General features: G+C 39.4%; 23 protein-coding genes. 10 read left to right on the forward strand and 13 right to left on the reverse strand.

What is annotated here, in order from left to right; genetic code table 11:
- From BLP46_RS08490 to ybaK, 9 genes are all read right to left on the reverse strand, one after another.
- Window positions 1-232 (reverse strand): transposase (locus tag BLP46_RS08490; RefSeq protein WP_207645224.1); only part of this gene is annotated, 232 nt, incomplete at its 3' end.
- 143 nt (window positions 233-375) lie between these two features.
- Window positions 376-1,518: a hypothetical protein gene (locus BLP46_RS08495; RefSeq protein WP_092978166.1), complete on the reverse strand. Its 1,143-nt coding sequence runs from the start codon at window positions 1,516-1,518 to the stop codon at window positions 376-378.
- A 10-nt stretch (window positions 1,519-1,528) separates the two neighbouring features.
- Entirely contained in the window at window positions 1,529-3,151 is a 1,623-nt protein-coding gene (locus BLP46_RS08500; protein ID WP_092978168.1) for an MBOAT family O-acyltransferase, read from the reverse strand.
- A gap of 82 nt (window positions 3,152-3,233) precedes the next feature.
- Window positions 3,234-4,409, reverse strand: coding sequence for a diaminopimelate decarboxylase family protein (locus BLP46_RS08505; RefSeq protein WP_092978170.1), 1,176 nt, complete (start codon window positions 4,407-4,409; stop codon window positions 3,234-3,236).
- Window positions 4,410-4,411: 2 nt separating this feature from the next.
- On the reverse strand, window positions 4,412-4,639 hold the full coding sequence (locus tag BLP46_RS08510) for an acyl carrier protein (RefSeq protein WP_092978172.1): 228 nt from the start codon (window positions 4,637-4,639) through the stop codon (window positions 4,412-4,414).
- A gap of 40 nt (window positions 4,640-4,679) precedes the next feature.
- Window positions 4,680-6,185, reverse strand: a complete 1,506-nt coding sequence (locus BLP46_RS08515) for an AMP-binding protein (protein ID WP_092978174.1) — start codon at window positions 6,183-6,185, stop codon at window positions 4,680-4,682.
- Between the two features lie 228 nt (window positions 6,186-6,413).
- Window positions 6,414-10,451, reverse strand: a complete 4,038-nt coding sequence (locus tag BLP46_RS08520) for an efflux RND transporter permease subunit (RefSeq protein WP_092978176.1) — start codon at window positions 10,449-10,451, stop codon at window positions 6,414-6,416.
- Between the two features lie 16 nt (window positions 10,452-10,467).
- Complete coding sequence (locus tag BLP46_RS08525; RefSeq protein WP_092978178.1) at window positions 10,468-11,085, reverse strand: TetR/AcrR family transcriptional regulator; 618 nt, start codon at window positions 11,083-11,085, stop codon at window positions 10,468-10,470.
- Between the two features lie 337 nt (window positions 11,086-11,422).
- Window positions 11,423-11,902: a Cys-tRNA(Pro) deacylase gene (ybaK, locus tag BLP46_RS08530; RefSeq protein ID WP_092978180.1), complete on the reverse strand. Its 480-nt coding sequence runs from the start codon at window positions 11,900-11,902 to the stop codon at window positions 11,423-11,425.
- A gap of 269 nt (window positions 11,903-12,171) precedes the next feature.
- Between ybaK and BLP46_RS08535 the strand changes: the two genes are divergently transcribed.
- Genes BLP46_RS08535 through BLP46_RS08575 form a run of 9 tightly spaced genes read left to right on the forward strand, consistent with a single transcriptional unit; the run spans window position 12,172 to window position 20,739 of the window.
- The gene (locus tag BLP46_RS08535) at window positions 12,172-12,483 is read left to right on the forward strand and encodes a hypothetical protein (RefSeq protein WP_092978181.1); all 312 of its coding nucleotides are present in this window, start codon (window positions 12,172-12,174) and stop codon (window positions 12,481-12,483) included.
- Window positions 12,484-12,516: 33 nt separating this feature from the next.
- Window positions 12,517-14,499: a V-type ATP synthase subunit I gene (locus BLP46_RS08540; protein WP_092978183.1), complete on the forward strand. Its 1,983-nt coding sequence runs from the start codon at window positions 12,517-12,519 to the stop codon at window positions 14,497-14,499.
- A gap of 2 nt (window positions 14,500-14,501) precedes the next feature.
- The gene (locus tag BLP46_RS08545) at window positions 14,502-14,978 is read left to right on the forward strand and encodes a V-type ATP synthase subunit K (RefSeq protein ID WP_092978185.1); all 477 of its coding nucleotides are present in this window, start codon (window positions 14,502-14,504) and stop codon (window positions 14,976-14,978) included.
- 48 nt (window positions 14,979-15,026) lie between these two features.
- On the forward strand, window positions 15,027-15,608 hold the full coding sequence (locus tag BLP46_RS08550) for a V-type ATP synthase subunit E (RefSeq protein ID WP_092978187.1): 582 nt from the start codon (window positions 15,027-15,029) through the stop codon (window positions 15,606-15,608).
- A gap of 9 nt (window positions 15,609-15,617) precedes the next feature.
- Window positions 15,618-16,586 carry a V-type ATPase subunit gene (locus BLP46_RS08555; RefSeq protein WP_092978189.1) on the forward strand — a complete coding sequence of 323 codons (969 nt, stop codon included), beginning with the start codon at window positions 15,618-15,620 and terminating at the stop codon, window positions 16,584-16,586.
- Window positions 16,579-16,902: a V-type ATP synthase subunit F gene (locus tag BLP46_RS08560; protein WP_092978219.1), complete on the forward strand. Its 324-nt coding sequence runs from the start codon at window positions 16,579-16,581 to the stop codon at window positions 16,900-16,902. Before BLP46_RS08555 ends, BLP46_RS08560 begins: the two co-directional genes overlap by 8 nt.
- Before the next feature lie 10 nt (window positions 16,903-16,912).
- A complete protein-coding gene (locus BLP46_RS08565; protein ID WP_092978191.1) occupies window positions 16,913-18,679 on the forward strand; it encodes a V-type ATP synthase subunit A in 1,767 nt (588 codons plus the stop codon).
- The gene (locus tag BLP46_RS08570; RefSeq protein WP_092978193.1) at window positions 18,679-20,052 is read left to right on the forward strand and encodes a V-type ATP synthase subunit B; all 1,374 of its coding nucleotides are present in this window, start codon (window positions 18,679-18,681) and stop codon (window positions 20,050-20,052) included. Before BLP46_RS08565 ends, BLP46_RS08570 begins: the two co-directional genes overlap by 1 nt.
- Window positions 20,053-20,073: 21 nt before the next feature.
- Window positions 20,074-20,739, forward strand: a complete 666-nt coding sequence (locus BLP46_RS08575; RefSeq protein ID WP_092978195.1) for a V-type ATP synthase subunit D — start codon at window positions 20,074-20,076, stop codon at window positions 20,737-20,739.
- On the opposite strand, the gene BLP46_RS08580 is transcribed toward BLP46_RS08575, so the two are convergent.
- The 4 genes from BLP46_RS08580 to pflB form a co-directional block, all read right to left on the reverse strand.
- Window positions 20,723-21,262 carry a BUD32 family EKC/KEOPS complex subunit gene (locus tag BLP46_RS08580; protein ID WP_092978197.1) on the reverse strand — a complete coding sequence of 180 codons (540 nt, stop codon included), beginning with the start codon at window positions 21,260-21,262 and terminating at the stop codon, window positions 20,723-20,725. The genes BLP46_RS08575 and BLP46_RS08580 overlap by 17 nt on opposite strands.
- Window positions 21,263-21,290: 28 nt before the next feature.
- Window positions 21,291-22,658, reverse strand: a complete 1,368-nt coding sequence (locus tag BLP46_RS08585) for a glycosyl hydrolase 53 family protein (RefSeq protein WP_092978199.1) — start codon at window positions 22,656-22,658, stop codon at window positions 21,291-21,293.
- Between the two features lie 324 nt (window positions 22,659-22,982).
- Complete coding sequence (gene pflA / locus BLP46_RS08590) at window positions 22,983-23,720, reverse strand: pyruvate formate-lyase-activating protein (RefSeq protein WP_092978201.1); 738 nt, start codon at window positions 23,718-23,720, stop codon at window positions 22,983-22,985.
- A gap of 32 nt (window positions 23,721-23,752) precedes the next feature.
- Window positions 23,753-26,005, reverse strand: a complete 2,253-nt coding sequence (gene pflB / locus BLP46_RS08595) for a formate C-acetyltransferase (protein ID WP_092978203.1) — start codon at window positions 26,003-26,005, stop codon at window positions 23,753-23,755.
- 191 nt (window positions 26,006-26,196) lie between these two features.
- On the opposite strand from pflB, the gene BLP46_RS08600 reads away from it, so the two are divergent.
- On the forward strand, window positions 26,197-26,889 hold the full coding sequence (locus BLP46_RS08600; RefSeq protein WP_092978205.1) for a Crp/Fnr family transcriptional regulator: 693 nt from the start codon (window positions 26,197-26,199) through the stop codon (window positions 26,887-26,889).
- The last annotated feature ends 98 nt before the right edge of the window (window positions 26,890-26,987 follow it).

Here is a 26,987-nt window from a genome sequence, read left to right on the forward strand (position 1 = left end):
TTATCGTCTTTTTTGAGTAGCCGTTTCTGTAATTTTTCGACTTATTGCTACACTCATCATTCGACGTTCTTTCGCTTTTCTCGTAGCCGAGCTCATCTGCAAGCTCACATTCCATAACCTCCTGAAGAATGTCCTTGAACATATTTTTCATTGCTGTCATAACTTCATCTGTTGAGGTGAATTTCTGACTTCTTACAAATTCTCTCATCATTTCTGCCGGTACTTTTTCCATTAAAAAAACTTCCTTTCAAGCTTTAATTTTTCTGTTTCCATTATTGCTTGAAAGGAAGTCTATTATTCACTTTTACACAAACTTTTCGGCGGTCTCCAAGGGCAACAGGTTTGCCTGCTGCCCTATTTTGTAATTACGCAGTTTTACAAATACTTCTCAATTTCTTTAAGCTCAGAATAATACTCGCTGACTTGCTTACATTTTCCGCTTTCAAGAAGATCAACATTATATTTGTAATAAGCATCATAATATTTGGCTGAAGTATCCCAACGCTCTTTTTGTGTTGCATCCAAATCACTGTCGGCTTTAAGATATCTGTCTCTGATAATCTGTCCAAGATACTCTGTAAAGTGTCTTTGTCCATAAGCATTCAGATGTTCGGCATTATAAAAATCTTTTGATATATCAATTCCGGTATCTTCAAAGTCTTTTTCACAGTTAATATAATCATACCCATATTCGGCTATTATATTTCCTATTTCATTGCTTCTGTGAAATCTGTCATAGGTTTTCTTGGTAACTACATGAGGGAATCTCACAAAAACAACGTTATCAAGATTTTCTGATTTACAAAAGTCAAGAAATTCACGAAAATATTGTTCTGATGTCGGATTCAGGTTTTTAGTTTTATTGTCATTTTTAAGGGTGCTATTATAATTATTTACCTTAGATGTATTGTAAATCGCAGTTTTACTCTTTGCACCTTTAAGATAGGTGTACCCTCTTAACTTGTCCTGCAAAAGGGTACGTGTCCAACCGAGCCCCTTCGGAAAGTCTTTCCAAACAGAATGATATTTTGATATTGTCATATAATACTCAAGCCGATCGGAAGTTGCATTATTCGATACCAACTCAACCTTATTGGAATTAAACGGAATATTATCAGAATAATTTCTAAGATTTGCTTCACTCTCAATGTTTTCGTTGCTGCCGTAAAGCGCACCGTTGACTTCAACCACAATGAGCTTTGGGTTTTGAGTACGCATAGCCTCTTTTACCTGAGTCTTATAATTTTGTATAATATTAGACTGAGTAGCAATCGGATAGCTCGTATATCCATACTTTTCATATGCGTAACCTGCCGCATAATCAGCGTAAACTTCACTTGCACCGATTAAAACAACATCAACAGAGTTACGAGGCTCAAGGTAAAATCCAAACACTCGTTCACGATTGTGATCGGCATGACATAACACGTATTCCTGCAAAAATCCGATACACACAACAAGCGCAAGCAACAGTGAAAGAATTTTAACTGTTCGCAAAATATATTTTTTGTTTTTCATATCGAACTCCTTAAAATTGCATATAAACAAAATCTGCCGCATCAAAGCCTGAGCCATAAACACCCAATGACACCACAAGCATTATGCCTACAAACATTGCGAACCATCTGAGGATAAACGGCTTTTGATCAAGCATATCTCTAATTGTGGTTTTGTCATGACGTTCCTGAATAACGCTGATTATAAATATAAATACTGCTCCCAAGGAAAGTAATACATATTGGTTGCCTACAAGACCAAGCGTACTGATTTCCGACAAACCTGTGCTTATGCTTTGGTCTGTAAAGAACAACCAAAATGTTCGCATAGCCTGGGTAAACGACGGTGCCACGTCAAATACATAACCGACAAGGATTACAATGAAAGTTCTTAAAATCTGAAACACCGTATACGGCGCAGACTTTGGATTGATGTGAAGCTTTTTATGACACCATTCAAATACAGGCTTCATAAGCACGGAAATCATAATAATTCCGCCGTTCCAAACACCAAAACCAACGTATTTCCAGCTTGCTCCGTGCCATACGCCGACAATAAAGAATACTACAAACGAAGCGATACTTGTAGGCAGAACCTTAGCAATATGCGCTCCGGCAACGGTTGAACCGAATTTTGTAGACTTGATTTTTTTGCTTGTGTTAATAAATAGCGATGACATTGCCAAAGGATAGAACAGGTAATTTTTGAACCAATTACCAAGAGAAATATGCCATCTTCTCCAATATTCATTAATATCCTTTGAAAAATACGGACGTTTAAAGTTTTCCATCATGTCAATTCCAAAAATCTGAGCAACGCCACGTGATATATCGATACCACCCGAGAAATCAGCATATAATTGGAATGCGTACAGAATGATGGTAAAAGTAAGCGTTGTGCCGCCGTAACAGTTATAATCTGATGTTACATTGTTTATGGCAATTACAGCCGTATCGGCAAACACCATCTTTTTTACAAGGCCCCACAAAATAAGTTCAAGCGCATGTTTAAAGCGTGTGAAATCAAAATCGTGAGGTTCAAAAAGCTGATGGGCAAGGTCATCGTAGATACCGATAGGACCTTGAATAATCTGAGGGAAAAACGATACAAACAAAGCAAATTTAAACGGATTATGCTGTGCAGGCGTCTTCTCTCTGTAAACATCCACTATGTAGCCCATTGACTGGAATGTGTAGAAAGAAATTCCCAATGGTAAAAACAGTTTAAGAGTTGGAGCAGAAAATTCCATTCCCCAACTGCCGAAAACATCGTTAAGACTTCCGGCAAAGAAGTTATAATACTTTAAAAAGGCAAGTATACCAAAGTTAAGTACAAGAGCAATAGCAAGAATAATACGCTTTTGCTTTTTTATTTTTTCTTTATACTTTTTCTTATCTTCACGACTCCACTCTGCCTTATGAAGTTTTATGTTATTTTTAGATTTTGCCGTTACTTTTTCAAGCCACAGCCCTATTAAAAATGTGCTTAATGTAGTAAAAACTATGAACGCCACATATTTATATCCAGCAAAAAGATAAAATACGTAGCTTGCTGCAAGCAATACAGTCCATTTTTGCTTTTTTAACGGAAAAAGAAAATACGCAAGAACCGTAATTGACACAAATAGCAAAAAATTAAGCGAAGTATAACTCAATCTATCTCCCCCGTCTTTTATTTATATTCAAAACTTGTCTGTGAGAATAAATTCACAAACACCAAATACTTGTAATTAAAAATTAGGGGGTGTTAAAAATATCGGTATTGAGCAAACTGCGCACTATTCTTAACCCACCGTTTTCGGAATAAAGCGAAACAGTCGGAAGCTCACGGCTAAGAAATACAGCCATACCCTCCATTGCCGAATATGCTCCTGTTCTGCAAAAAACAAGAACATCGCCGATTTCAAGGCTGTCAAATTCAGCGTCTCTTGCCAAAATATCCGCAGTTGTGCACAAACTGCCGCACAAAGTCCATTTCTCTGTTTTGGTTTCAGAAGATTTTTTATTCTTTAAGTGAATAATTTTTGGAATTTGCATTCCCTGAATCTGACCGTCATATTTTAACTGATTTAAACCGCCGTCAAGGATTGCGTAATTAATGTCACAGTTAGTCTTTACATCCATTACCTTTGTAAGGTAATATCCGCACGGAGCTGCAAAAAATCTGCCCATCTCAATTGTGAGCTCAAAATTTTCCGCAACTTCTCTTACCTTTGCGGAAACCGCTTCAAGGCGTTCTGTTTCGAGTTCTTCGGCTTTTTCGTTAAAATAATCGACAGCAAGACCTGTACCGTATTCAAGGCGATGCACGACAAACCCTGTTTCATTCTTTAGTTTGTCTGCAAAGTCTGTAATATAGTCAAGTTCTTTTTCTATTTTTGCAGGCTTGCGTTTTTGGGTGCCTGTAAAGTAATGCAATCCAACAAATTCGATTCCTTTATATTCGCTTCTGCGATTCAAAAGGTCAATAACGTCCTTTTCGTCCATGCCAAACTGGCTTCCTCCGGTTACACGGACAAGCACGGAAACTGTTATATTGCGTTTTACAGCGGCATTGTTGATTAAATCAACGTGCAAATAACTCTCGGCTGTAAAAGTTCCGACACCGTCATCCATTGCACGCTCAACATCTGCTTCCGTTTTATTTACGCCTGAAAAAATGATTTTTGAAGCGTCTGCGCCTGTTTTTTCACAAATAGTAAGCTCACCCGGGCTGCAAACCTCAATTTTGTCAAAAATCTTTGGAAGGTCGGATAACAAAAACGGATTTGCTTTAATAGAAAAACAGACGTTGGTTTTTTCGCCAAAGTGTTTTTTTACAAGTTCAGCACGCTTTTCAAATTCATCTGCATCAAAAATATATGACGGAGTTTTTACCTCAGCAAGAAGTTTTGTAAGTAAAGTTTCATTCATAATTATTCATCCTGAAGTTTTTCAATAAGAGCCATCATAGCCTTTGCGGAATTGAAATTATCCGGAACAAGGTTGTTTGGCTTAATCTCAATGTCAAAAGCATCGTTTAATTCACCTACAAGTGCAACAATGTCAAATGAATCAAGAATACCGTCGGTTATAAGGGCTGTTTCGTTTTCAAAATCTACATCAGGTCTGAGTTCGTTAAGAATTTCCATTAATTCATCCATTTTAATTCCTCTTTCTTAATAAATGTTTTAGTATATATTCTTATTTAAAGTATGATTTTAAAGTTTGCATATCAATTTTGCCGTTTGGCAATGTAGGAAGAGCATCAAGCTGAACCAACTTTCTCGGAACCATAAATCCGGGAAGTACGCTTCTGAAATAAATAGTAATATCCTTTGAAGTAGCGGTTCCGGTGTAGAACAGATAAAGATGTTCCTTTGCCTTATTGTAGAGAGAACAGCAATCCGTAACACCGTCAATCTGTTTGGCTGTTGACTCAATTTCGCTGAGCTCTATGCGGTGTCCCATGTGCTTTATCTGACGGTCTTTACGTCCGTGAAACTCAAGAAGTCCGTCAGAGTTATAGCTTCCAAGGTCACCTGTCTTATAGATAAGTTCTCTGTAATTTTTGTTTAACGGATTTTGGACAAATGATTCTTCCGTCTTTTCCGGATTTCCGTAATATCCAAGTGCAAGAATAGGACCGCTGACACATATTTCACCTGTCTTGCCATACTCGGTAGGTGTGTTGTCCTCATTAAGCAACGTAATGGTATAATTATTATAAGGAACACCTATCGGCAATACGGTATCATCGTCAACCGTTTTATCAACCACATAGTAGGTACATGAGGCTGTTGCCTCTGTCGGTCCGTACTGATTAACGTACATAACGCCGGGCAAATGCTGCTGCCAAATTTTGAGATATTTACAAGGCATTACAGAGCCCGAGAAACACAGTTTTTTAAGATATTCGGGTTTTAACTCGTCAAATGCACCGAGCTTTGCGGGAAGTTCGACTCCTGCAACACTCCAGCAAAGAGTTGTAACCTTATACTTGTTAAGTGTATCAAAAAGCTGGGTCGGCATTGCAAACTCATTCTTTGGAATAATAACCGTTGAAGCGCCTGTTTTGATTGGCAAATAAATGTCGCGAACCGCAGCAATATAATCAAGCGGCGACTGATTTCCGAATACATCGGAACTGTCAATTTTAAGAACGCTTCCCACTGCCTCAATGTAACACATCAAAGAATGATGTGAAGTGATTACACCCTTTGGAACACCGGTTGAACCCGATGTAAAGATTACATAAAGCGGAGAAAGCTCGTTAAGTCCCGATACAGCTTTATCGAGAAGCTTTTCATCAATCGGAGTATCAACAATATCTTCAAAAATAATTATTTTGCCGTCAAAATCAAGCCCTTTGGCGATTTCAAGGTGTTCTTTGTCAACAATCATATAATCAGCCTTAATAACACCGATTATCTGATTAAGTCTTGCCTTAGGCATTGTGGCATCCATAGGAGCATAAAAACATCCCGCCCTGACTATTCCCAGAAAGCATGCAGGGGTCATAATATGACGTCCCGACATTACCACAACCGGACTGTTCGGAGTAACAAAGGACGCAAGATAGGTTCCGACAGACTTGGTAATTCTGTTAAATTCAGCAAAACTGACGCTTCTGCTGCAATCATTGAAAACGGTCTTTTCAGAATATTGTTCAGCCGTCCTGTCAAGCCAGTTTAACACAGATGTATCCATCAATGCAACCTCCAAAAATTTGTTTATAATCGCTCCGTTATGGGAGAATTTTGTCAAATAATACTACTTTAATTAATACACTTAGATATTATAGCTTTTTTTAGCAAGGTAGTCAAGCTGTTTTATATACAAATGCTGATAAATTTATCTTAAAAACGTAAGAGTTTTTTGGCTATAATTTAACAAGACCTGTACGCAGTAAGCGTACAGGTCAGCTAGCTTTAGCTTTTAATCATCAACCGATTCAAGCTCCGATTCTTCCACTTTTTTAAGTTCCTTTTTGTTAAAGGCATCATAAATCAAAGGAACAATGTACAACGTCATAAATGTTGCATAAAGCAATCCGCCAATGCAGACAATTGCAATCGGCTGCATCATTTCGGCTCCTGTGCCGATTCCCAACGCCATAACCGAGAGTCCCAAAACAGTCGTAAGTGCTGTTATCAAAATCGGGCGCATACGAGTTTTGCCTGCCTCGACAATAGCCTCTGTTCTCTCTTTGCCGTCAAGTCTCAGCTGATTTATATAGTCAACAAGAACAATACCGTTGTTAACGATTATTCCGCACAACATAACAAATCCGACCAGTGAAACTACGCTGATGTCAAATCCTGTAATAAGCAATGCAATAAAACCACCGGTAAATGCAAGCGGAATTGTAAACATTATTATAAACGGTGATTTTAGGCTCTGGAACTGAATTACCATAATCAGATAAATCAAAACAATTGCAAGAGCCATCATCAACATAAGCTGACCCACGGCATCCATAGTTGCCTTATCGGAACCTGAAAACTCAACCGTACAACCGTTTGGCAGGTCATAATCTGCTATCATTGACTTTGCACTGTTTGTAACTTCGGTAAGATTGTAACCGTCTTTTACAGTACCGCTTATTGTAAGGTATCTCTTTTGGTCCTGACGGTTGATTGTATTCATAGTTTCTGAATCAGAAATGTCAGCTACCTTAGAAAGTGCAACACTCTTTTCATTGCCTTCTTTATCGGTATAGGTGAGTGAAATATCGCCTATTGACTGTTTGGTAACTTTTTGTTCGTCACCCTTTACAACAACAACGTCTATATCGGTACCGTCGCTATTGGTAAGAGTTGTAGAGGTTTTTTCGCTGGATACAGCCGCAGCAACCTGCTGATAAACCTGTGCTACCGTAAGGTTGTTTTGAGCTGCTTTTTTCTTGTCAACCGTAACTTTAATTTCAGGTGAAGTTGCGCCTATACCGCTGTTGGTTTCATCTACGCCTTCGATTGAACTAAGTTTTTCCGCAAGGTCACTTGCCGTATTTTTGAGTGTGTTCAAATCATCGCCGAAAAGTTCAAATTCAACACTTCCGTTTCCGAGCATAGATGTCATTGAACTTGATGAACCTGAACTTACGGTAACCTTTCCGTCTATTCCCTCAAGGTCTTTTGAAAGTCTGTCGGAAATTGTACCGCTCTGTTTTGCGTAATCATCCTTTAAAACGCCGTATGCTATAACCGTACCGGCATCATTAGAAGCCGATCCCGATGACATTCCCATCATACTTGAAGCATTTCCCGTCATTACTCCGGCTGTTTCAAACTCATCGTAATTATTGATAATATCATTTACATCTTCAGCAACAGAAATTGTGTCGTCAAGAGTTGCGTTATCGTCAAGAGTTATGTTCACCTGAAGCTCAGTACTGCTCATATCAGGCATAAAACTAAAGCCTCTTGCAAGAGTACCAAACATACTTGCAAACAATAAAGCGGCAACAACAATTATTGAAACCACTTTGTGTCTTAAAACAAAGCGGAGCGAACGCTCATACGTTTTCATAATCTTGCTGTTTTGAATATCTTTCTGCGGTTTTAACCTGCTCAACATTCTTTGGCTCATTGCAGGAACAAGGGTAAGGGCAACTATCAAACTTGCTATTAGAGAATATGCGATTGTCAACGCCATATCTACAAAAAGTTGACGTGTTATTCCCTCAACAAAAACAATCGGCAAAAATACGCATATTGTTGTCAAAGTTGAAGCGGCAATTGCACCTGCAACCTGTCTTGCGCCGTTGACGGCTGCCTGAACTGCCGAATATCCCAATCCCCTGAGTCTGTAAATATTCTCAATTACAACTACGGAGTTATCAACAAGCATACCTACGCCTATTGCAAGTCCCGAAAGTGAAATCATATTCAGCGTTACGCCGCTGAAATACATAAGTACAATTGCAAACACAAGGCTTATAGGGATTGAACAAGCTACTATAATGGTAGGCTTTATGTCACGCAGGAACAGGAACAATATGATAATAGCAAGCACTGCGCCCATGAGCAGATTTTGAAGAACGTTGTTAACAACAAGGTTAATATAATCGCCCTGATTATACAGATTTGTAAAGTGAAGTCCTTCATTTTGTTCGGAAAGCGTATTTAATGCATCATTAATATTTGAGCATACCGTTGCGGTGGCAATATTACTTTGTTTTGAAAGACTGAGGACAACGCCGTCTTTTCCGTTAATTTTTGCATAGACCTCGTCGGAATTGTCGGCAATAAATACATCTGCAACGTCACTGAGTTTTACAACGCCAAGTCCGTCAATGCCCGTGTCAAAAAGTGAAAGATTTTTGAGCTGTTCTTCGTCAGGAACCTTATCACCTACACGCACCATGTATTTTTGATTATTATCATCGGTAACATATCCGGCAGGCATCGAGAAATTTTGTGCGGTAAGGATTTTTGATATATTGTCAATTGTGACGGTATTATTCATATCCGCCTTGCTTTTTGCCTCATCTTTCTTTTGCGACAAATCATCAATTGAACTTTGAACCTCAGATTTTGCCGAATCAAGCTGAGAAGCCGCACTGCTGACTTCGCTTTGTTTTGAGTTAAGTGTTGAAAGTGCTGACGAAAGCTTATAATTTGCATTTGACTGCTGCTTTGAAAGCTCTGCAAGAGCTTGGTCAACGCTTATACTCTTATTTTCAAGTCCGTTGATTGTGTCATCGACCGTGGTTATTCCGGAGTTAATCTCGGATATTTGCGCAGAGATTTTCTTTAAATCACCGTCTAAGTTTTCACTGCTTGTTCCAAAGCTGACGAGTTTGCTGTCCAATGACTCAAGCGAAGAATCAATCTTTTTAATTGCTTCATTTATTGAAGCAATAGCGTCGGATAAGCCTTCCTTTGTTATGTTGTAATCATTGAGAGCTTCATCAATTTTTTGAAGCTGCTTTTCAAGCTCTTTATATTCGTCACTTGCAGGGTCAAGCGTCTTTTGTTTATCAAGGATTGCGTTATACTGTTCGTTAACAGAAGTCAAAGATTTCAACTTATCGCTTAGAACCTGTCTTTGTGACTGCATATCGCTGTATGTAGTTTTGATTGTAAGCAAAGACTGATAGTTAGTTTCAAGGGTTTGCTTTGTTTGAGTCAGCGAAGCCTTCTGGTCAAGAAGCTGCATTTTTGCAGACAAAATCTGCGTTTTTCCGCTTTCAGACTGAGCCTGTGCTTGTGAAAGCTGTTCAGCCGCTTCCTGTTGCTGAGTGTTAATATCGTCAATAGAATCCGATATTGTCTGTGCGCCGCTTTCAGCATTGCTTATATTGCCGTCAATTTCTTTCTTTGCATCATTAAGTTTATCTTCCGCATCAGAAAACTGGTCATCAAGAGCGTTGGAAATTTTTTTGTTTAACTCGTCGATTTTCTTTTGAGATATAACTATGTTTTCTTTCTCTACAACTACGCCCTTGTCGGAAACCGAAGCTACACCGTCAATGCCCTCAATTTTGTTCATCAACTCATTGCTGACATAATCGGAAATTTCATTTCTGTCCTTACCGTCATAATCAACGGCAATCATTGCAACAGGAAGAATACTCGGGTTGGCTTTGATTAAATACGGAGTTCCGACGCCGTCAGGCCAACTGTCGGAAATCGTATCAAGACTTGAACGCATATCAACAGTTACGGTATCCATATTAGTTCCATCGTTAAACTCTATGATAAGCATTGAATAATTATCGGTAGAATTTGATGTAATCTGCTTTACTCCGTCAACAGTTGAAAGTGACTGTTCAAGCGGCTTTGTTACTGTGTTTTCAACAGTTTCCGGTGTTTGACCGGCGTAGGTTGTCATTATCATCACATACGGAAAATCCATATTCGGGAGCAGGCTTGGCGTCATTTTTGTGAACGACACAACGCCCAAAACAATTACAAGCACTACGCATACAAAAACCGTCATTGGTTTTTTTACACTGAATTTTGATAGCATATGTTTCTCCTAACTTTTAAAATTGTGCCACGGCACCTGATTTTACTATTTCAAGCTTTCGCAGAAAAGTTTTTTTAACTGTTTGATAATCAACGTCGATTACAAAGTAATTAAATATTGCGTTCTTCAGCAACTGAGTCAAAATCTGAGAAAGATACTCTACGTCCTCGGAAGACTTGAATTTAAGATTATCGGTATTATACTGCTTTGCAATTTTGTTGAGTTCTTCAAAGCCGTTAAATCTGTTGAGCAAATATTCCGAAACTAAATCATCGTTAGCTCTAAGGCTCCGCAACAGATTTTTTAAAATAACTTTTTGGGTTTTGTCCTGAGCAAACTTAGTAATTATTTCAAATAATTTTTCGTACGTGTAGAAAATGTCGCCGTTTGAATATTCCAAGGCTTTGTTTGCACCCTCAATTGACAAATCAACAAACGACTTGGTTAAAACCTCAACCAAATCAACCTTATCGTCAAAATACTGATAAAAACTTCCGCGGGAAATGTTTGCAGCCTTCACAATTCTGTTAATGCTGACCTTTTCGGTGGAAGAACTTGAAAATTCCTCTACAATAGCGTCAATTATCCTCTGACGTTTTTGTTCGGGCAGATTATAAAATGTTCTTTTAATCATAAAAACAAAACACCCCTTTTGCAATATGACATACTGTCATAATTCTAACATTTTGCAAAAAGGGTGTCAATGTATACATTTCCGATATTTTGTTAACTAAACATATTTTCTTGTGAAAATTGACTTTATCGCAATTATTAATAGCATAATATATATTTACAAAAATAATAAATATACTAATTATGTTCTTTTAATCGAAGCAACGTTCTGCTTTGATTGCAGAAAACTGAGCTTGTGACTGATTACAAGAAGTGCATAAGAGCACTTACTCAGGGGTTCAGCGGAAATTATAACTAAACTGAAATTTTGAACGAAACCTGCCTTAGAGGCAAAAAATCTATGCTTTGATTATATCCGCACACTGTCCGTCGGTAAGTTTTATGAGGTCCTGAGGCGCAAGGTCGATTTGATAACCTATTTTCCCTGCGCTTACAATAATCTTCGGAATTTCCAAAGCGGTAATATGATACGTTGTTTTATACTTTTTCTTCATGCCGACAGGAGAACATCCGCCTCTGATATATCCGGTAATTTTGTTAATATCTTTTACGTGTATCATTTCAACCGATTTTTCTTTTACGCTCTTTGCGCATTTTTTGAGGTCAAGCTCCTCCGCAACCGGTACGACAAACACATAATAGTTGCCGCTCAAGCCCTTTGTAACAAGTGTTTTGAAGACATAATCAGGGTTCTGACCAAGCAATTTGGCAACACTGATACCGTCAACCGCATCTTTGTTGTGAGCGTATTCGTGAGAAACATAATTTATTTTTTCTTTATCAAGTATTCTCATTACATTTGTTTTAAATTCAGACATAATATCACCCAAAATGATTTTATAACCGATTAAATATTATGTCAATAAAAATAGTAAATGTTAAAATGCACAAAAGCATGATTTTGTTTTTATGCATTACTTCAAAAATGTGTGATTTATAGACATTTTAAATTATTTGTCTAAAACTTCAGGTTAAATTTTATTGACTTTTTACAGGAAATTATGTTATATTACAGTCATGCAGGAATAAAATATAGTTTAATTTTCACATTAATTCGCCATAAAATTCATATTAAAAGGAGAAAATAATGGCTAAAGATATGTTAGAAGCTGTTTTTGCCGCCGAAGAAGAATGTAAAAACCGTGAAAACGATGCAAAAACTAAGGCTTCAAATCAAAAAGAACAGGCTAAGGCTGATGCCAAAAGAATAATAAAAGAAGCCGAACAAAAAGCCTATGCAAAAGCAGAAGCGGATTTTGAACAAGCAAAACTTGACGGAAAAGATATGCTTGGCAAGGCTAAGCAGCAGGCTGAAATGCAATGTGCGGTCATTGCGGATACAGCTGACAGAAATCGCACAAAGGTCATCGACAACGTAGTTAAAATGATTTTAAACTGACAAACAGAAGTATTAAAAGTGTGGTGATACTAATTGTCAAAACTAAAAATGAAAACCGTGAGAATTATCGCCCTTAGGGAAGACCGCAAACGTTTGTTGGAACATTTACAGGATAACGCTCTTGTTCAGATTAAAAAGATTGAAAAATCAGCAAAAGGTTTTTCAAGAATAGATATGACATCTCAAATGCAAATTTTTGAAAAGAACGTAAACCTCAGCCAACAGGCACTGCGTATTCTGGATGATTACGCTCCGGAAAAGAAAGGACTTCTTGCCTCTTTTTCCGGCAGACGAGGAATCGACCCTGATGAAATCGGCGTAATAGCTTCAAAATCACACGAAGTTATGACGATATGCTCACGTATTACAGACCTGCAAAAGCAAATTGTTGACAATGCGGCTGAACAGGTAAGAATTAAAACATCTCTCACCCAGATTGAACCGTGGCAAAAGCTTGATATTCCGCTGAATACGGGCGACACCAAAACCACCGCAGTATTTATCGGTACACTTCCGCAATCTTACACGGATATTGAGTTGGCGGAAACAATTGCTAAAGCAAATTCAAAGCTTGAATTTGAATTTGAAATTGAACACACGGAAAATTCGATGACTTGCATTGTTATGTTTGTACCTATCAGTCAAAAACAAACAGCTGACTCAATTCTGCGTAATCTTGGATTTGCAAGACCAATGAGCCCCACAAGTCACACACCAAAAGAAAAAACTCGCAGACTAAAAGAAAAAAGCAAAATGCTTGCAGAAGATTCCGCAAAAATAAAAGAAGAGATAATTTCTTATGCTGACAAGCGGGACGACATCAAGGTTACCCAGGATTATTTTAAAATTCGCACTGACAAATACAGCGTTATCAATTCACTTGATCAATCAAAACACGTGTTTGTACTTACGGGATATATTCCTGAAGAAGACTGCGTTAAGCTTGAAGAACTGTGTCACAGAGTTGCGACCTGTTATGTGGAATTTTATGACGCTGATGAGGACGCACCCGTAAAATTAAAAAACAATGCATTTGCACGGCCGGCGCAGAATATTCTCACAATGTATGCTTCACCGTCGCACGATGACATTGACCCAACACCAATTTTGGCATTTTTCTTTTATTTCTTTTTTGGAATGATGTTTTCAGACGCCGGATACGGATTGTTAATGGCAATCGCTATCGGAATTATTATAAAGAAATTCAAGCCTGATGAAAAAATGAAAGAAAATCTTAAGCTGTTTCAGTACTGCGGAATTTCAACATTTTTATGGGGACTTGTGTTTGGAAGCTTTTTCGGCGACGCGCCGGCAACGCTGTATAATTATTTCAGCGGCGCATCAATAACGATGGCAGACATAATACCATGGCCCACGATTGACCCCCAAAAAGACGCACTTACGGTTATGGCAATATCAATAGGCTTTGGTCTTATTCATATACTTGTCGGTATGGGCTGCAAATTCTATGTTTGCCTAAAGAAAAAGGACTACGGCGGCGCATTTTTTGATACGGGACTTTGGATGATGCTTTTAGTCGGCATTGCTGTTTTGGCAATCGGAGCATTCTCATCACAAATTGTTCTTTACGTCGGAGCCGGAATTGCAATAGCCTGTGCGGTAGGGCTTGTGCTTACACAAGGAAGAAATAAAAAGGGCTTTTTCGGCAAAATGATAGGCGGACTTGCTTCGCTGTATGATATTACCGGATATATAAGCGATTTGCTCAGTTATTCAAGACTGCTTGCATTGGGACTTACAACAGGCGTAATGGCTCAGGTGTTTAATATGCTGTCGTCAATGTTCGGTAAAAGTGTATTCGGATGTATATGTATGATTGTTATTATGGTTGCAGGACACGCAATTAATATCGGTCTTAATGCACTTGGTTCATATGTTCATACTATGAGACTTCAGTACGTTGAAATGTTCGGCAAATTTTATGAAGGCGGCGGCAAGGAATTTGAGCCGTTTTCGCTGAACAGTAAATATATTAAAATTCAGGAGGACAAATAATTATGGAATACGGAATGATGTTTGCGATTTTGGGAGCCGCATTGGCTACAATTCTTTCGGGCATAGGTTCTGCCAGAGGCGTAGGAAACGCAGCGCAGGCAGCGATGGGCGTTCTTGCCGAAGACTCGTCAAAATTCGGTAAAATGCTTGTACTGACACTTCTTCCGGGCACACAGGGTCTATACGGATTTATCGTAGGCTTCCTTATACTTGTAAATTGCGGCGTTTTGGGAGGAGCTGTTCCGACATTCGGACAGGGACTTGCATACTTCGGAGCTTCTTTTGCAATCGGATTTGGCGGTATGTTCTCGGCATTTTCTCAGGGCAAGGCTGCCGTTTCGGGCATTGCAATCAGCGCAAAGGACGACAGAAATTTCTCAAAAGCAATGGTATCCATTACTCTTGTTGAAATCTATGCTTTGCTTTCATTTATAGTATCTCTTCTTGTTGTTATCTCTGTATCTTCAATTGATATTTAATGCAAACGCACCCAAGAAATTTGAAAATCAAAGAAAGGTGGGGTTTGTATGAATAACGGCGATAAGATTCTTAATAGGATAAAATCAGACTGTGATGAAAGCATAAGAAAGATTGAAACGGAAGCACAGGAGTCGTGTGAAAAAATCCTTAACGAAGCAAAAATCCAAGCAGATAAAATTTCTGCTGAAATTCAGGAAAACGCTAAGGATAAAATTGCCCAGATTCACGCTTCGTCAAAAAGCAGAGCAGAACTTGAAATAAGAAATCTTTTGCTTCAAAAACGCAGAAGTGAAATTGACAAAACGGTTAACAAAGTTTTGGATTACCTTATTAATCTTGACAGCAAAAAATATTTTGATGTAATATATGCGCTCGCTTCAAAACTTAAAGGAAAACAAGGCGAGATTCTGCTTAACGGCAAAGATATTAAAAGACTGCCCGATGATTTTGAACAGAAGCTTAAAAATTCAGGCATAAATGCAACAGTGAGTAAAACTCCTGTGGATATTTGCGGAGGATTTATACTCAGATGCGGTGATATAGAAGAAAATATGGAATTTACCGCAATCATTGCTGCGAACCGTGACAGAATAGATGATTTAATAAATCGCGAACTGTTTGCAGAGTAAGGAGGATATATGGGATTATCATATGAATTTTCCATCGGCTCTGTAAGTGCAAAAGAAAAATATCTCTTTACCAATTCGGACATTGAACAGATGCTTGCCTGTAAAAATATTGATGAACTTTGCCGTTTGCTGTGTGATAAAGGTTATGGCGACGGCGACACTGTTGACGAGGTCATTGAAAGCCACACAAAAGAGCTTTGGAGCTATCTTAAAAGCATTACACCCGACTTTGAAATTTTTTCACCGTTCATCATTCAAAATGACATTCATAATCTCAAAGTTGTATTAAAAGGAACAATGTCTGACAGAGATTACAAAAACTTGCTTGTCACTCCCAACACCATTGATTTTAACGTCATTGAGGAAGCAGTCAAAAACAGAAAATTTTCATTGTTCCCCGAATGGCTTGCAAAGCTCGCCGATGAGGCTTATGAGATACTTGCGCACAAATCCGATGCAAGAGCGTGCGACGCTATAATTGACGCTGCGGCAATGAAAGAAATGCTTGTAATGTCGCAAAAGTATTCAAAATTTTTGAGCGAATATTTTAAAACGTTAATTTTTTACAATGATATTAAAATCTCTATCCGCTGTGCAAGGACAGGCACAACAAAGGATTTTCTTCAAAAGGCTCTTGTTGACGTTGACGGATTCAGGAAAGAAGAAGTCATCGCTGCCGCATTAAAAGGTATTACAACCCTTGAGGACGAGCTTTCAAAAAGAAGTGAATACGATTGCAATATTGCAATTGAGGAATACAAAAACTCACCCTCGGATTTTGAAAAATTTGTTGACAACAAGCTGATAAAAATGGCTAAAGAACGATGCAAATTCACAAGAGAGGGTGCCGAACCGCTAATCGGATTTTACCTTGGCAATATTGCAGAAAAAACTGTAATTCACATAATAGCAAGCGGCATCAGAACAAAATCGGATGAAAGCACCATAAGAGAAAGGCTGCGTGAAATATATGGCTAAGAATGTGGCTGTTATAGGCGACTCCGAAAGTATAAAAGGATTTGGAACAATCGGTCTTGATATTTTTCCCTGTGATAGCACAGAAGAGGTTGCACATCTTTTCAGAAGAATTGCAGACAGCGACAATTACGCTGTTATATATCTTACCGAAGAAGTTTTTAACTTGGTTGAAAAAGAGCGCAGCCGTTACGAAAGCAGACTTACCCCCGCAGTTATACCCATTCCGGGGGTAAAAGGAAACACAAATATCGGCATATCCCGACTTTCGTCATTTGTGGAAAAAGCCGTCGGCTCAGACATAATCTTCAACGATTGAGGTGTATAATTTGAAATCAGGTATCATAACAAAAGTTGCAGGCCCTCTTGTTATTGCAGACGGTATGAGGGACGCTAATTTGTTTGACGTTGTGCGCGTCAGCAATCAACGCCTAATCGGCGAGATAATAGAAATGCACGGAGAAAAGGCTTCAATTCAGGTTTATGAAGAAACCTCGGGACTGGGTCCGGGAGAAGTTGTTGAATCAACGGGTGCTCCGCTTTCCGTTGAACTTGGGCCCGGATTGATAGGCTCAATATATGACGGTATACAAAGACCGCTTAATGAAATTATGAAAATAGCCGGCACAAACCTTAAAAGAGGCGTTGACGTACCGTCACTGAATCACGAAAAAAAGTGGCACTTTACACCGACTGTTAAACAGGGCGACAAGGTTATTTCGGGCGATGTTATCGGAACAATACAGGAAACCCACGCAGTTCTTCATAAAATAATGGTGCCGAATAAAGTAAACGGAACTATAAAAAATATAAAACAGGGCGATTTTACCATTGACGAAATTGTGGCAGTAGTTGAGACCGAAAAAGGCGAACAGCAAATAAAAATGATGACTACTTGGCCTGTTCGTGTCGGAAGGCCATATAAAAAGAAACTTTCTCCTGATATTCTGCTTACAACAGGTCAGAGACCGATTGACACGCTGTTTCCGCTTGCAAAAGGCGGAGTTGCCGCTGTTCCCGGCCCGTTCGGTTCAGGCAAAACAGTTGTGCAGCACCAGCTTGCAAAGTGGGCGGCAGCTGACATTATTGTATATATCGGCTGCGGCGAACGCGGAAACGAAATGACCGACGTACTCAATGAATTTCCGGAACTTAAGGACCCACGTACGGGCAATTCTCTGATGGAAAGAACGGTTCTTATTGCAAACACATCTGATATGCCTGTTGCGGCAAGAGAAGCGTCTATTTATACAGGCATTACAATTGCTGAATATTTCCGTGATATGGGATATACGGTTGCGCTTATGGCGGATTCTACGTCTCGCTGGGCTGAGGCTTTGCGTGAAATGTCAGGCAGACTTGAAGAAATGCCTGGCGAAGAGGGCTATCCTGCCTATCTTGGCAGCCGACTTGCACAGTTTTATGAAAGAGCAGGACGGGTTATAGTAAACGGAAGCAAGGACACCGAAGCCGCTCTTTCTGTTATCGGCGCAGTATCGCCTCCCGGCGGCGACATCTCAGAACCTGTTTCTCAGGCAACGCTTAGAATAGTTAAAGTATTCTGGGAGCTTGACGCAAATCTTGCATACAAGCGACACTTCCCTGCCATCAACTGGCTTACAAGTTATTCTCTGTATACAGACAAATTAAAAGATTGGTTTGCAAAAAATGCCGCCCCTGACTTTATGGAACTCAGAGGCAGGATGATGTCACTTTTGCAAGATGAAAGCAAACTTCAGGAAATTGTTAACCTTGTCGGTATGGACGCATTGTCCGCTCCGGACAGACTAAAACTTGAATCCTCACGCTCAATACGTGAAGACTACCTGCACCAAAATGCCTTTGACCCGACTGACACCTATACATCTCTGAAAAAGCAAGTTCTTATGATGAGAGCAATATTAAGTTATTATGACAAGTCGCTTGAGGCACTAAAAAGAGGCGCAAATATTGAAATGCTTGTAAATATTCCTGTCAGAGAAAGAATCGGCAGGTTTAAGTATGAACCTGAAGAAAATATTGAAAATGAATTTAGCTCAATAGAAGCTCAGCTTGACAGTGAAATTAAAGATGTTTTAGAAAGGAGCGACGACTGATGCCAAAAGAATACCGCACCATAAGAGAAGTTGCAGGACCGCTTATGATGGTAAGCGATGTTGAAAACGTGAAGTACGACGAGCTTGGTGAAATTGAACTTCGCGACGGCGAAACACGCCGTTGCAAAGTTCTTGAAATTGACGGAAACAATGCTTTGGTACAGTTGTTTGACTCTGCGGCAGGCATTAACCTTGCTGATTCAAAGATACGCTTTCTCGGCAGGTCTATGCAGCTTCCCGTATCACCCGATATGCTTTCAAGAGTATTTGACGGTTTGGGAAATCCGATTGACGACGGTCCGGCTCTTATTCCCGAAAAACGCCTTGATATTAACGGCACCCCTATGAACCCTGCGGCAAGAAATTATCCCCAGGAGTTTATTCAGACAGGAATATCGGCAATTGACGGACTTAATACCCTTGTTAGAGGTCAGAAATTACCTATTTTTTCTGCCTCGGGTCTTCCCCACGCTCAGCTTGCGGCGCAAATTGCACGCCAGGCAACCGTCAGAGGAAAAAACGAGCAGTTTGCGGTTGTATTCGCCGCAATGGGAATTACTTTTGAAGAATCTAACTATTTTATTAATTCTTTTAAAGAAACAGGCGCCATTGACAGAACCGTTATGTTTGTAAACCTTGCAAACGACCCTGCAATTGAACGTATTGCAACGCCGAGAATGGCGCTTACCGCAGCGGAATATCTTGCATTTGACCTTGGAATGCATGTTCTTGTCATTATGACGGATATAACAAACTATGCAGATGCCCTGCGTGAAGTTTCTGCCGCACGAAAAGAAGTTCCGGGCAGACGAGGTTATCCCGGATATATGTATACCGACCTTGCAACACTTTACGAGCGTGCGGGTAGGCTTAGAGGCAAGGACGGCTCCATAACGCTCATTCCGATTCTCACAATGCCAGAAGACGACAAAACTCACCCCATTCCCGACCTTACGGGATATATCACAGAGGGGCAAATAATACTCTCGCGTGAACTTTACAGAAAAGGCGTTACACCGCCTATTGACGTTTTGCCGTCACTTTCACGTCTTAAGGACAAAGGAATCGGAGAAGGACGAACCAGAAAAGACCACTCGGCAACAATGAACCAGCTTTTTGCCGCCTATGCTCGAGGCAAAGACGCAAGAGAACTTATGGTTATTCTCGGAGAAGCCGCTTTGACTGATATGGACAAAAAATATGCTGAATTTGCCGAAGCATTTGAAAAAGAATATGTGTCACAGGGGTACGAAGCCAACCGCTCTATTGAAGAAACACTTGATATCGGCTGGAGACTCCTCCATATTCTTCCACGAAGCGAACTGAAACGTATTAAGGATGAAACGCTTGACGAGTATTATGACAAGCAGTAACTGCATTGAAGGTGCAATTATATGGCAATTATGAACGTAAATCCCACGAGAATGCAGCTTAGCAAGCTAAAAAAACAGCTTGTTACTGCCGTTCGTGGTCATAAAATGTTAAAAGATAAACGTGATGAGCTTATGCGGCAGTTTCTTGACCTTGTAAAGGAAACACGTGAACTTAGAGATAAGGTCGAACGAGAATTAAATGAGTGTAATTCTCACTTTGTAAATGCAAGCGCCGTAATGTCAAAACAGGCTCTTGATGCCTCGCTTATGTCACCAAAGCAGCAAATAAATATAGAGATAAGCGCAAAAAACGTTATGAGCGTTGAGATTCCGCAATTTGATACGAGTAATCGAACAAATGACGAAGGGGATATCTTTCCGTACGGCTTTGCCTTTACTTCTTTTGAGCTTGACGATGCAATTATGTCGCTTAATGATGTGCTTCCGGATATGATAAAACTTGCTCAATACGAAAAAAGCTGTGAACTTATGTCGGCGGAAATTGAAAAAACACGCCGCAGGGTTAATTCTCTTGAACACGTTATGATTCCCCGATATCAGGAGACAATTAAATACATCTCTATGAAATTAGAAGAAAACGACAGAAGCAGCCGAACAAGACTTATGAAAGTTAAGGATATGCTGCTTGATAAAGCTCATCATTATTCTTCTAAGGAATATTATTAGAATGGACATATTGATTAAATTCATCTGTTTTTGACCAATATTTTATTCCCCAATGTTCAAAATCCCACTCTTGCATATAATCATTACATTCGTAATCAATATAAAACAGTTTACCTGTCCGAACCACAAAATTAGTTGGGAAATAGTCAATGTTAGTATTTGCCTTATAGAGCAATGAGCACATTTGATTTACCTGATTGATATAATCATCACGCATTTCATTACGTTTGACAAGTTCAAAGATTGTATAACCCTCAATATATTCCTTGAGGATTCTTTCGTTTTCAACGTCAACATCAAGCAGTTTGGGCATTGGTATTCCGATTTTGCAAAGTTTTTCATAATCATTTAATTCAGATTGAAGTTTATTTCCGAATTGATAATACGAACACGGTTCGTGGTGTATTTGCTTTACCACGAATCGTGTTTTTCCGTCTGTTACAAGGTATGAATATCCGCCTTTGCCCTTACCGAGTAATTTTTCTACTGAAAATTTTCTTTGATTTGCACTGATAAACTCCATAATTTCACCTGTAAAATTAAGCCCTCTATTATAAGACGTTTATTATATTAGCCAAATATTTTTGAATCTTTGTTGAATCGGTTATATCAATGGTTCCGTCGCAATTAACATCAGCAAGTTTTATTTGAGTTTCATCAAAACTTACAATGCCGGAACAATATTTTTGAATAAGAGTCGAATCAATAACATCAATCTTTCCATCGCAGTTTACATCGCCTGTTTGATATTGAGGGGCAAAGTCCTTGAAAACTCTAAGAGAGTTAAGAGGCTTTCCGTTCTTGTCAAAAAGAGCCTGATTGTCCCACGACGAACCACCGTGATATTGTGCCTTGTCATCACAATATTCTGCGGCATAGGACGACTCCCATCCGGACCCGAATTGCTCCCACTTCTTCAGGTTATCCTGATAGGAATTTGTACCGACAGTTATCCATGACGGTTCCCAATAAAACACGCCGAGTCCTTTTTCTCCAACATTTGCAACCGCCGACATAACATCGCTGACGGCATTTTTTTGTCCATCGACGCTGACAGGATATTTAAGATAGGTTTCATTTCCGCTTATGTTATTTGCAAAAAAATCGCTGTCTTGATTTGTGAACGGATAAGATGTTTCGGCACACAGAACATATTTGTTATACTTATCCGCTATGTTCTTAAGTTGGTAAGTCAGGTTTTCTGTTGTGCCGTGCCAATACGAATAATACGAACTCGCAAAAACATCGTAATCAACTCCGTATTTGTTTAAATTCCCTGCAAAGTATTCATAGCCGTTCTTTTCGGGATTTGTATAATGAACCGCCTTTAAAATCTTACTGTCCACATCTTTAACGGCAGAAAATTCGCTTTTTAGAAGAGCGGCAACATTTTTTGCTGAGGTTTCGCCGCACATACTGCTGTTAATTTCATTGCCTATCTGAACCATACCGACATCTACACCGTTTGACTCTAATGTTTCAAGGCTTGAAAATACATAATCATATACACCACGTTGTTGTGACGGGTCAGTCCAAAAATCAGAAAGATGAAAATCAGCAAAAACTTTCATTGAACTTTCGGAGGCAAGCTTTCCAATGGTTACGGCATTTTGCAAGTCACAATTTCCTCCGCCGTATCCGTTTCCGTTTTCGTCATACGGATTATTCCATATTCTGATTCTGACATAGTTAATTCCACAATTTTTCAAAAAAGCAAAATACTGTTTATCTGTCAATTTATTTCCGTCAAAGTCGTAAAAATCAACTCCACTGTTTTTTAGAGATATATAAGACGATACGTCTACTCCCCTAACGTCAAGAAAACTATTGTTATGTTTTTCAGCCGCACCGACAGAAACAATTGAACAAACCATAATACATATGGAAATTAATAAAGAAAAAATCTTATTTTTAAACATATTTTCCACTTCCGTAAAACTAAATATTTTTAATCTGAGCAACACAATGCCTTGCTTGCACAGGGAAAGACTTTAGAACAATTGCAAGCAGTTTAATGGCAGGCGTTAGCTAATCAGAATTTAAGCGAGGAATATAATATTCCCCCAATTAAACCTTGAATGTTCACCGTCTTAAGAGGTGAGGAACATCAGCATCTAAATTATATTTTGATTATAACAACCGTACACAGAAAAGTAAATATGTTGTATTAATTTTTTATACAAAAAAGGCAAAGTCCACAGCAATAAACCATAGACTTCGCCTTGATTAATTTTATTAAAGACTTAACAATTTAAAATCTTTTTAGCATTTTCAACTTCAGCTTTTGTCGGAGTGGGCACACCCTCAAGAGGATAGGGAATACCTAACTTTTCATATTTTGGAACACCTAAAGTATGATATGGCAACACCTCAACACGTTTAACCGTCTTTAGTGTGCTGATGAAATCCGCTAAGCCCTTTAAATCGTCATCATTTTCGGTAATTGTCGGAACAAGCACGTGGCGAATCCACATATCAATTCCGTTATCCGACAACCAACGTGCCAAATCAAGAATATTCTTATTTGAGTGACTGGTAAGCTTGCGGTGCTTTTCATCATCAATTTCTTTAATATCAAGAATTACGAGATCTGTATATTTCATAAGTTCCTGAAATTTTGAAAAGAACGGCTCATTATGTGTAAAAGGAGAACCGGAGGTATCAAGAGCCGTTGAAACGCCGTGCTCTTTAGCAAGTTTGAACAGTTCTGTAACAAATTTAATCTGGAGCATTGCCTCTCCGCCGCTGACGGTAATTCCGCCGCCGCCTTTCCAATAGTTCTTATATTTGTAAGCCAGGTCAAACGCCTCTTGTGCTGTCATTTCATCGCCGCCCTTAACCGCCCAGGTTTCAGGGTTGTGGCAATATTTACAACGCATTGGGCAACCCTGGAGGAAGAAAATGAAACGCACTCCGGGACCGTCAACCGAACCAAAACTTTCTGTGGAATTGATATGACCGATAATCTTTTCTGCGCTCATTTTGTCCTCCGTTAAACTAAAAGTTGATTTTATTACATTCTGTCGTGGAATGTACGGCTGATAACATCAAGCTGCTGTTCACGAGTAAGGTCGATAAACTTAACAGCGTAACCTGATACACGAATTGTGAAGTTAGCATATTCAGGTTTCTCAGGATGAGCCATAGCATCCTCAAGTTTTTCACGTCCGAATACGTTTACGTTAAGGTGATGTGCACCCTGGTCAAAGTAACCGTCAAGAACATGAACAAGGTTGTCTGCACGCTCGTTATCATCGTGACCAAGAGCGTCTGGGTTCATAGACTGTGTATTTGAAATACCGTCCAAAGCCCATGTATACGGAAGCTTAGCAAGTGAGTTAAGAGAAGCAAGAAGACCGTTCTTCTCTGCACCGTAACTTGGGTTAGCACCAGGAGCAAGAGGTGTACCGTCACGTCTGCCGTCAGGAAGGTTACCTGTATACTTACCGTAAACAACGTTTGAAGTAATTGTAAGAATAGAAGTTGTAGGCTCTGAATGACGATATGTGTGACGCATCTTAATCTTTGAAAGGAATCTGCCAAGTACAGCAACTGCGATGTCATCTGCACGGTCGTCATCGTTACCGTAACGTGGGAAGTCAGACTCATTAATGAAGTCTACTGCATAACCTTCTTCGTCACGAACTACACGAACCTTGCCGTACTTAAGAGCACTAAGGCTGTCTACAACGTGTGAGAAGCCTGCAATACCTGTTGCGAATGTACGACGTACATTTGTATCAATCAATGCCATCTGAGCAGCTTCATAGTAATACTTATCATGCATAAAGTGGATAAGGTTAAGTGTATTTACATAGAGGTCAGCAAGCCAATCCATTGTAGCGTCGAACTTGCGGAGTACCTGTGAATAATCAAGGTAGTCACCCTCAAGTCTCTGATAGCAAGGAGATACCTGCTGCTTTAACTTTGTATCATAACCGCCGTTGATTGCATAAAGCAAGCACTTTGCAAGGTTTGCACGAGCTCCAAAGAACTGCATTTCCTTACCTGTCTGTGTTGCGGATACGCAGCAGCAGATTGAGTAATCGTCGCCCCATACCGGCTTCATTACGTCATCGTTCTCGTACTGAATTGAGCTTGTCTTTACAGAAATCATAGCTGCATACTTCTTGAAGTTTTCAGGAAGCTTTGAAGAATAAAGAACTGTGAGGTTTGGCTCCGGTGAAGGTCCCATATTCTCAAGTGTGTGCAAGAAACGATAGTCATTCTTTGTAACCATTGATCTGCCGTCGATAGTTGTACCGCCAACTTCAAGAGTAGCCCAAACCGGGTCACCTGAGAACAATTCGTTATAAGAAGGAATTCTTGCAAACTTAACCATACGGCACTTGAGTACAAAGTGGTCGATAAGTTCCTGAGCCTGCTGCTCTGTTAATGTTCCCTCTTCAAGGTCTCTTGTGATATAAATATCAAGGAATGTAGAAACACGACCAACTGACATTGCAGCACCGTTCTGAGTCTTGATTGCAGCAAGATAGCCAAAGTAAAGCCACTGAACAGCTTCTTTAGCATTTGTTGCAGGCTTAGAAATATCAAAACCGTAGATGTTAGCCATCTCTTTCATACCCTTGAGGGCATTAATCTGGTCTGTAACTTCTTCTCTGAGTCTTACGATGTCACCTGTCATACGGTTCTTGCCGAGGTAAAGCTTATCGTTTTCTTTCTGTTCAATAAGGTAATCAATACCATAAAGAGCAACACGGCGGTAGTCGCCTACGATTCTGCCTCTGCCGTATGTGTCAGGCAAACCTGTGATGATGTGGCTCTTACGAGCAAGACGCATCTCAGGAGTATATGCATCAAATACGCCCTGGTTATGAGTCTTGTGATACTTTGTAAAGATTTCGTGAAGCTTTGGACTTGGTGTGTAACCGTAGTTTTCGCAAGCCTGCTCTGCCATTCTGATACCGCCGTAAGGCATAAATGCACGCTTTAACGGCTTATCTGTCTGAAGACCTACAACCTGCTCCAAATCTTTCATTGATTCGTCGATATATGCAGGGCCGTATGCTGTCAAACCTGAAACTACTTCTGTTTCACAGTCAAGAACGCCGCCCTTTGCACGCTCTTCCTTCTGAAGCTCCTGCAATTTGCCCCAAAGCTTATCTGTTGCTTCAGTAGGGCCTTCCAAAAAGCTTTCGTCACCCTTGTATTCGGTGAAGTTGCGATTTATAAAGTCGCGTACGTCAATTTCTCTTTTCCAATCTCTGCCTTGGAAACCTCTCCAAGCTGATGTTTCTGTCATAAAGATCCTCCTTTAATTTTCGATTGCACGTGTATATTAACATTTATAGTCGAAGTTTACCTTGATTTAAATCAAGAAAAACCAATTTTATTGATTGACAAAGCATTTAATATTGCTTATAATTACAATAAAGAATTAAAATAATATTTGGAGGTGCTCTGGGCTGTCTTAATGCAAAAGCCCTAAGTTTTATGCATAATGAAAATGAAAAGCAATTCTGCGAACAATGCGATGATTTTTGCGCCTGCAGCATTCCTTTCCTTGATAATATGCCTGATGAACAACGTCATATCATTCAGGAGAAAACAATAAAAAAAGAGCTTAAGAAAAAGAGTACACTTTTTCACGAAGGAGACCCTGTTGACGGAATATATATTATAAAACACGGAAGAGTAAAGCTGACGCGTTTTGACCTTGACGGAAATGAACAGATTGTGGGAATATTTTCCGATAATGAAACTATTTGGGAAGATTTGCTTATTGACGGCAGCGTTTTCCCCTACTCTGCCGAGTGTCTCACACAGACATCTGTTTGCATTATCAGCCGTAAAGAAGTGCTAAAAGTACTGCGTGACCCAACAATATCAATCGAAATGCTTGCTATGCTTTCCCAAAAGCTTCACGATGCAAATGAGCGTAATTTGATTCTTTCTACCAAAGATCCTAAAAATCGCCTTGCCTATTTTCTGCTTTACCGTGAAAAGAGAGACCATGAGGAAAGTATGCAGCTAAAGCTTGAGGATATTGCCGCCAGTCTCAGTATGCGTCCCGAAACCGCAAGCCGAAAACTTAATGAACTGATAAAAGAGGGACTGATTGAACGGGTCGGAAAGAGCTGTATAAAAATAATTGACTATGAAGGTCTTGAATCACTTATTCCTTAAGCATATAAAAAACAAGATTTTTACTTCTACAATTATTATTATAAATTCGGTAATAAATATTCAATTACAATTTTTCTAAATCAATATTAAGCCGCCAG

Origin of the sequence: Ruminococcus sp. YE282 (genome assembly GCA_900101355.1) — a bacterium.
Taxonomy (GTDB): domain Bacteria; phylum Bacillota; class Clostridia; order Oscillospirales; family Acutalibacteraceae; genus Ruminococcoides; species Ruminococcoides bromii_A.

Excerpts from the sequence above, each read along its gene's own strand:
- BLP46_RS08515 (WP_092978174.1), bottom strand. The coding sequence starts at position 6,185 with ATGGATACATCTGTGTTAAACTGGCTTGACAGGACGGCTGAACAATAT.
- BLP46_RS08525 (WP_092978178.1), bottom strand. The coding sequence starts at position 11,085 with ATGATTAAAAGAACATTTTATAATCTGCCCGAACAAAAACGTCAGAGG.
- BLP46_RS08580 (WP_092978197.1), bottom strand. The coding sequence starts at position 21,262 with ATGGAGTTTATCAGTGCAAATCAAAGAAAATTTTCAGTAGAAAAATTA.
- BLP46_RS08510 (WP_092978172.1), bottom strand. The coding sequence starts at position 4,639 with ATGGATGAATTAATGGAAATTCTTAACGAACTCAGACCTGATGTAGAT.
- BLP46_RS08535 (WP_092978181.1), top strand. The coding sequence starts at position 12,172 with ATGGCTAAAGATATGTTAGAAGCTGTTTTTGCCGCCGAAGAAGAATGT.
- BLP46_RS08560 (WP_092978219.1), top strand. The coding sequence starts at position 16,579 with ATGGCTAAGAATGTGGCTGTTATAGGCGACTCCGAAAGTATAAAAGGA.
- BLP46_RS08575 (WP_092978195.1), top strand. The coding sequence starts at position 20,074 with ATGGCAATTATGAACGTAAATCCCACGAGAATGCAGCTTAGCAAGCTA.
- BLP46_RS08555 (WP_092978189.1), top strand. The coding sequence starts at position 15,618 with ATGGGATTATCATATGAATTTTCCATCGGCTCTGTAAGTGCAAAAGAA.
- BLP46_RS08570 (WP_092978193.1), top strand. The coding sequence starts at position 18,679 with ATGCCAAAAGAATACCGCACCATAAGAGAAGTTGCAGGACCGCTTATG.
- BLP46_RS08550 (WP_092978187.1), top strand. The coding sequence starts at position 15,027 with ATGAATAACGGCGATAAGATTCTTAATAGGATAAAATCAGACTGTGAT.
- pflA (WP_092978201.1), bottom strand. The coding sequence starts at position 23,720 with ATGAGCGCAGAAAAGATTATCGGTCATATCAATTCCACAGAAAGTTTT.
- BLP46_RS08520 (WP_092978176.1), bottom strand. The coding sequence starts at position 10,451 with ATGCTATCAAAATTCAGTGTAAAAAAACCAATGACGGTTTTTGTATGC.
- BLP46_RS08600 (WP_092978205.1), top strand. The coding sequence starts at position 26,197 with ATGCATAATGAAAATGAAAAGCAATTCTGCGAACAATGCGATGATTTT.
- pflB (WP_092978203.1), bottom strand. The coding sequence starts at position 26,005 with ATGACAGAAACATCAGCTTGGAGAGGTTTCCAAGGCAGAGATTGGAAA.
- BLP46_RS08545 (WP_092978185.1), top strand. The coding sequence starts at position 14,502 with ATGGAATACGGAATGATGTTTGCGATTTTGGGAGCCGCATTGGCTACA.
- BLP46_RS08505 (WP_092978170.1), bottom strand. The coding sequence starts at position 4,409 with ATGAATGAAACTTTACTTACAAAACTTCTTGCTGAGGTAAAAACTCCG.
- ybaK (WP_092978180.1), bottom strand. The coding sequence starts at position 11,902 with ATGTCTGAATTTAAAACAAATGTAATGAGAATACTTGATAAAGAAAAA.
- BLP46_RS08495 (WP_092978166.1), bottom strand. The coding sequence starts at position 1,518 with ATGAAAAACAAAAAATATATTTTGCGAACAGTTAAAATTCTTTCACTG.
- BLP46_RS08585 (WP_092978199.1), bottom strand. The coding sequence starts at position 22,658 with ATGTTTAAAAATAAGATTTTTTCTTTATTAATTTCCATATGTATTATG.